Genomic DNA, 4,606 nt, shown 5'->3' with positions numbered 1-4,606 from the left:
CACCGCGTGATGGTCAGGCGCGTCGCGAAGACTCGCGTAGCAACAACCGCCGCCCAGCCCGTGACGACCAGCCACAGTTGTCCGAGCCAGCGGTGCAAAACCCGCGCGGCGGCCCGGCACCAAAGATCATCCACAAGGAGTCGAAAGCCGACCGCTTCCCGACACCCGAGCAACTGGATCAGTTGCCAGGTCGTCCTCGTGGTGAAAAACCAGCGCTGCTTACCCGCAACCGCTGATTTTCAAAGCGTCATAAAAAATGCCCCGGATCGTGAGATCCGGGGCATTTTTGTGTGGCGGGCGAAAATTACTTCGCTTTCACACCTTCAAACGTCACGTACAGCTCAACATTGTTGGACGCTGGGCCCAGGTCCATCTGCTTGCCGAAGTCCTGGCGATTGAAGCTGGTGGTGCCCTCAAAACCGGCACGGTAGCCGCCCCATGGATCTTTGCCTTCACCCAGGAAGGTGGCCTTGACGACGATCGGCTTGGTCACGCCGTGAAAGGTCAGGTCGCCGGTCACGTCGGCAGTGACTTGGCCCGCAGCATTTTTACCGGTGGTTTTAACACTGGTGGAGACGAACTTGGCATCGGCAAACTTGCCAACGTCCAGGAAGTCTTTGCTGGAGATGTGCTTGTCACGTTCGGCGTGGTTGGTGAACACGCTGGCGGTACGGACGTTGAACTCAATCTTGCTGTCTTCAGGCTTGGCGGCATCGAAGCTGAACTTGCCGTCCAGGTCCTTGAACGTACCGGTGATGAAGCTGTAGCCCAAGTGGCTGATCTTGAAATCGACGAAGGCGTGCTGGCCTTCTTTGTCGACAACATAGTCAGCGGCCATCACCTGACCTGCCGACAGCAGAGCAGAACCGATTGCCAGAGCGGCGAGAGTCTTTTTCAACATGCTTTCTATTCCTTGTGAGTCGAGGTTGAACATCAGGCTTTGCGCCCCAGCATTCGCGTGAGGGTCGCATCACGATCGATAAAGTGGTGCTTCAACGCGGCTACGCCATGCAAGCCGGCGAAAACCACCAGCACCCAGGCGAGGTACAGATGCACCACGCCAGCGGTGTCTGCCTGGTCCGGCAAGCCGGAAACCACAGCAGGAATCTCAAACAGGCCAAACACCGGGATACCCACACCGTCTGCGGTGGAAATCAGGTAACCGGCAATCATCACGGCAAACAAGCCGACATAAAGGAACGCATGGCCAAAGGCAGCACCGATCCGCGTCAGGCGGCTGTAGCTGGCCAGCGCCGGCGGCGGCGGGCTGATCAGGCGCCAGACAATACGCACCAGCATCACCGCGAACAGCGTGATGCCGATGCTTTTGTGCAGGTCCGGCGCGTCTTTGCGCCACGTGCTGTAGTAGTCGAGACCGACCATCCACAAGCCCAGGGCGAACAGACCAAACACCACCAGGGCCACGCCCCAATGCAACACCATGCTGACCCAGCCGTAGCGGGCTGGTGAGTTACGTAGCTGCATGTACTTAATCCCGTAAGAACTGTGCTCAAGACTAACGATTTACCTATCGAATTAAAGCGCAAATTTTTGCTTTGAAATATCGAGAAATATGATCATAAGCCTAGGCACGATACGTTAACGAGGGATTAAGACTATTCCCAAGAAACGTGACAGTCCGTCCTATGTTTACCGCGAATTCCCCACAATGGCTTGTGACACGGGCCTCCATTGCATAGGCTTGCGCGATTGTTTCGCCTGCGAAGATGCAGGACCGCTTCGAGGAGATAGACGATGGGCTTGAACAACCAGTGGATGCAACGCGACCTCGCGGTGCTGTGGCATCCCTGCACCCAGATGAAAGACCACCAGCAACTGCCGCTGATCCCGATCAAGCGGGGTGAAGGCGTATGGCTGGAAGACTTCGAAGGCAAGCGCTACCTCGACGCCGTCAGCTCCTGGTGGGTCAACGTGTTCGGCCATGCCAACCCGCGCATCAACCAGCGCATCAAAGACCAGGTCGACCAACTGGAACACGTGATCCTCGCCGGCTTCAGCCACCAGCCGGTGATCGAACTGTCCGAGCGCCTGGTGGCGATGACGCCTGCAGGCCTGACCCGGTGCTTCTACGCCGATAACGGCTCGTCGTGCATCGAAGTCGCGTTGAAGATGAGCTTTCACTACTGGCTCAACCGCGGCCTGCCGAACAAAAAGCGCTTCGTCACCCTGACCAACAGCTACCACGGCGAAACCATCGCCGCGATGTCGGTGGGCGACGTGCCGCTGTTCACCGAAACCTACAAGGCGCTGCTGCTCGACACCATCAAAGTACCGAGCCCGGATTGCTACATGCGCCCCGAGGGCATGAGCTGGGAAGAACACTCGCGCAACATGTTCCTGGCCATGGAACAGACCTTGGCGGACAACCACGACACGGTCGCCGCCGTGATCGTCGAACCGCTGATCCAGGGCGCCGGCGGCATGCGCATGTACCACCCGGTGTACCTCAAGCTGCTGCGCGAAGCCTGCGACCGCTACGGCGTACACCTGATCCATGACGAAATCGCCGTCGGCTTCGGCCGTACCGGCAGCATGTTCGCCTGTGAACAGGCCGGCATCCGCCCGGACTTCCTGTGCCTGTCCAAAGCCCTCACCGGCGGCTACTTGCCGCTGGCGGCAGTGGTCACCACCGAAGACGTCTACAGCGCCTTCTACGACGACTACCACACCCTGCGCGCCTTCCTGCATTCCCACAGCTACACCGGCAACCCGCTGGCGTGCGCGGCGGCCCTGGCGACCCTGGATATTTTCGAAGAAGACAACGTCATCGAAAACAACAAGGCCCTGGCCCAGCGCATGGCCACGGCCACCGCACACCTGGTGGACCACCCCCACGTGTCGGAAGTGCGCCAGACCGGCATGGTGCTGGCCATCGAGATGGTCCAGGACAAAGCCACCAAAACCGCCTACCCGTGGCAGGAACGCCGTGGCCTGAAGGTGTTCGAACACGCCCTGGAGCGCGGTGCGCTGCTGCGGCCGTTGGGCAGCGTGGTGTATTTCCTGCCGCCGTATGTGATTACGCCGGAGCAGATCGACTTCCTGGCCGAAGTGGCGAGTGAAGGGATTGATATCGCCACCAACAGCACCGTCAGCGTTGCCGTGCCGAAGGACTTTCACCCAGGCTTTCGCGATCCGGGCTGATTAGGCTCACTCGACTGATCGGGTGCCAGGTCGACCGTCATCGCGGGCAAGCTCGGCGCCCACAGGTTTTGTATTTTTCCAGAGAACAGAAATGAGACTGTCCCGCTTTTTCACCGACACCCCGTTGAGCCTCGGCGAGCATGAATTGCCCGAAGCCCAGGCGCATTACATCAGCCGCGTGCTACGCATGGGCGAAGGCGATGCCGTGCAACTGTTCGACGGTTCCGGCCAGGAATTTCGCGGCACGTTGCTGGAGGTCGGGAAAAAACGCGTCAGCGTGCAACTGACCGAGCAATTCGCCGGGCAGACCGAATCGCCGCTGCACATTCACCTCGGCCAGGGCCTGTCCCGGGGCGAGCGGATGGATTGGGCGATCCAGAAAGCCACCGAACTGGGCGTCAACGCCATCACGCCGATTTTCAGCGAGCGCTGCGAAGTGCGCCTCAAGGACGAACGCGCCGAAAAACGCCTGCAGCACTGGCGCCAGGTGGCGATCAGTGCCTGTGAGCAATGCGGGCGTTCGACGGTGCCGGTGATTCACCCGCCGCTGTTACTCGCCGATTGGCTGAAGCAGACCGAGGCGGACCTGAAGCTGGTGCTGCACCCGGTCGCCGAGCCGATGATCAGCCATGCCAAGCCGTCGAGCCTGGCCTTTCTGATCGGCCCCGAGGGCGGCTTGACCGATCCTGAAATCGACACCGCCCAAGGCGCCGGCTTCCATGCCGCCCGCCTCGGCCCGCGCGTATTGCGCACCGAAACCGCACCGGTTGTCGCGCTGTCGGTCGCCCAACAACTGTGGGGCGACTTCTGACCAACCCGAGGAAAGGGTTTATTCCACCGGATCGCTCACTGGCGTAGCAAAGATCGCCTTCAACTCGGCGCTCATCGGAAACTCCAGGTTCAGGCCCTTCGGTGGGATTGGCTGTTCAAACCAGCGCCGGTAAATCCCATCGATCGTTGGTTCTCGGGTGATGACGATTTAAGCGGCGCGAGGCGCCAGGCCCTCTCGTTGCTGCCACCGGCGATTCTGCAGTGGCAGCGCGCTTACCCGGACATTGCCTGCGAGCTGTCCAGCGACCATAGCCGCGAGTTGGTGCAGAAGCTGTTGATGCGCGAAATCGACCTGGCGCTGACCCTCAACTTCGCCGGCCACCCGGGGCTCACCACCCAAGTGCTGGCCAACGGAGCCTTGGTCGCGTTGGCGTCCAAGGGCTATTGGACCGAGGCGCAAACCCGCAAGCCGCTGCCGTTGGCGGAATTGGCGGGAGCGCCGTTGATTGGCCTGTCCAGCGCCGACCCCTTCCGCCCTCGGCGCGTCGACAGCAACCTCAACACCTTGGCCGAAGGTCCGGTGATCGCCATCCACCACAGCGACGCCGTTCTCGCCATCATGGACGAATGGAACCCCCGCACCCCCGGCAACTCCGGCCTGACCCAGCGCGTG

The 4,606-nt window shown here is 60.8% G+C and carries 4 protein-coding genes and 3 pseudogenes; 4 read left to right on the top strand and 3 right to left on the bottom strand.

The features are described from left to right. Positions 1 to 236: pseudogene (locus tag L9Z73_RS25785) on the top strand (DEAD/DEAH box helicase); the annotation flags it as partial. Between the two features lie 68 nt (positions 237 to 304). Here L9Z73_RS25785 and L9Z73_RS25780 read toward each other — a convergent pair. Both L9Z73_RS25780 and L9Z73_RS25775 read right to left on the bottom strand, forming a co-directional pair. Then, a complete protein-coding gene (locus L9Z73_RS25780) occupies positions 305 to 901 on the bottom strand; it encodes a YceI family protein (RefSeq protein WP_247407210.1) in 597 nt (198 codons plus the stop codon). Between the two features lie 32 nt (positions 902 to 933). Next, positions 934 to 1,485 (bottom strand): cytochrome b, encoded by a 552-nt coding sequence (locus L9Z73_RS25775; RefSeq protein WP_247407209.1) that lies wholly within the window; start codon positions 1,483 to 1,485, stop codon positions 934 to 936. Positions 1,486 to 1,755: 270 nt separating this feature from the next. Between L9Z73_RS25775 and L9Z73_RS25770 the strand changes: the two genes are divergently transcribed. Together L9Z73_RS25770 and L9Z73_RS25765 are read left to right on the top strand one after the other, a co-directional pair. Beyond that, on the top strand, positions 1,756 to 3,162 hold the full coding sequence (locus L9Z73_RS25770; RefSeq protein WP_247407208.1) for an adenosylmethionine--8-amino-7-oxononanoate transaminase: 1,407 nt from the start codon (positions 1,756 to 1,758) through the stop codon (positions 3,160 to 3,162). Positions 3,163 to 3,253: 91 nt separating this feature from the next. Further along, a complete protein-coding gene (locus L9Z73_RS25765; protein WP_247407207.1) occupies positions 3,254 to 3,973 on the top strand; it encodes a 16S rRNA (uracil(1498)-N(3))-methyltransferase in 720 nt (239 codons plus the stop codon). Between the two features lie 18 nt (positions 3,974 to 3,991). Here L9Z73_RS25765 and L9Z73_RS25760 read toward each other — a convergent pair. Beyond that, positions 3,992 to 4,117 (bottom strand): annotated as a pseudogene (locus tag L9Z73_RS25760) (transporter substrate-binding domain-containing protein); the annotation flags it as partial. A 45-nt stretch (positions 4,118 to 4,162) separates the two neighbouring features. On the opposite strand from L9Z73_RS25760, the pseudogene L9Z73_RS25755 reads away from it, so the two are divergent. Further along, positions 4,163 to 4,525: pseudogene (locus L9Z73_RS25755) on the top strand (LysR substrate-binding domain-containing protein); the annotation flags it as partial. Positions 4,526 to 4,606 lie beyond the last annotated feature (81 nt).

This window comes from Pseudomonas emilianonis (assembly GCF_023072625.1).
In the GTDB taxonomy this organism is placed as follows: Bacteria; Pseudomonadota; Gammaproteobacteria; order Pseudomonadales; family Pseudomonadaceae; genus Aquipseudomonas; species Aquipseudomonas paraveronii.
Note: the sequence above shows the minus strand (reverse complement) of the source record. Positions and strands in the feature narration are given on the sequence as shown.

Coding starts and splice junctions, on each gene's coding strand:
- L9Z73_RS25780 (WP_247407210.1), bottom strand. CDS start 901: ATGTTGAAAAAGACTCTCGCCGCTCTGGCAATCGGTTCTGCTCTGCTG.
- L9Z73_RS25775 (WP_247407209.1), bottom strand. CDS start 1,485: ATGCAGCTACGTAACTCACCAGCCCGCTACGGCTGGGTCAGCATGGTG.
- L9Z73_RS25770 (WP_247407208.1), top strand. CDS start 1,756: ATGGGCTTGAACAACCAGTGGATGCAACGCGACCTCGCGGTGCTGTGG.
- L9Z73_RS25765 (WP_247407207.1), top strand. CDS start 3,254: ATGAGACTGTCCCGCTTTTTCACCGACACCCCGTTGAGCCTCGGCGAG.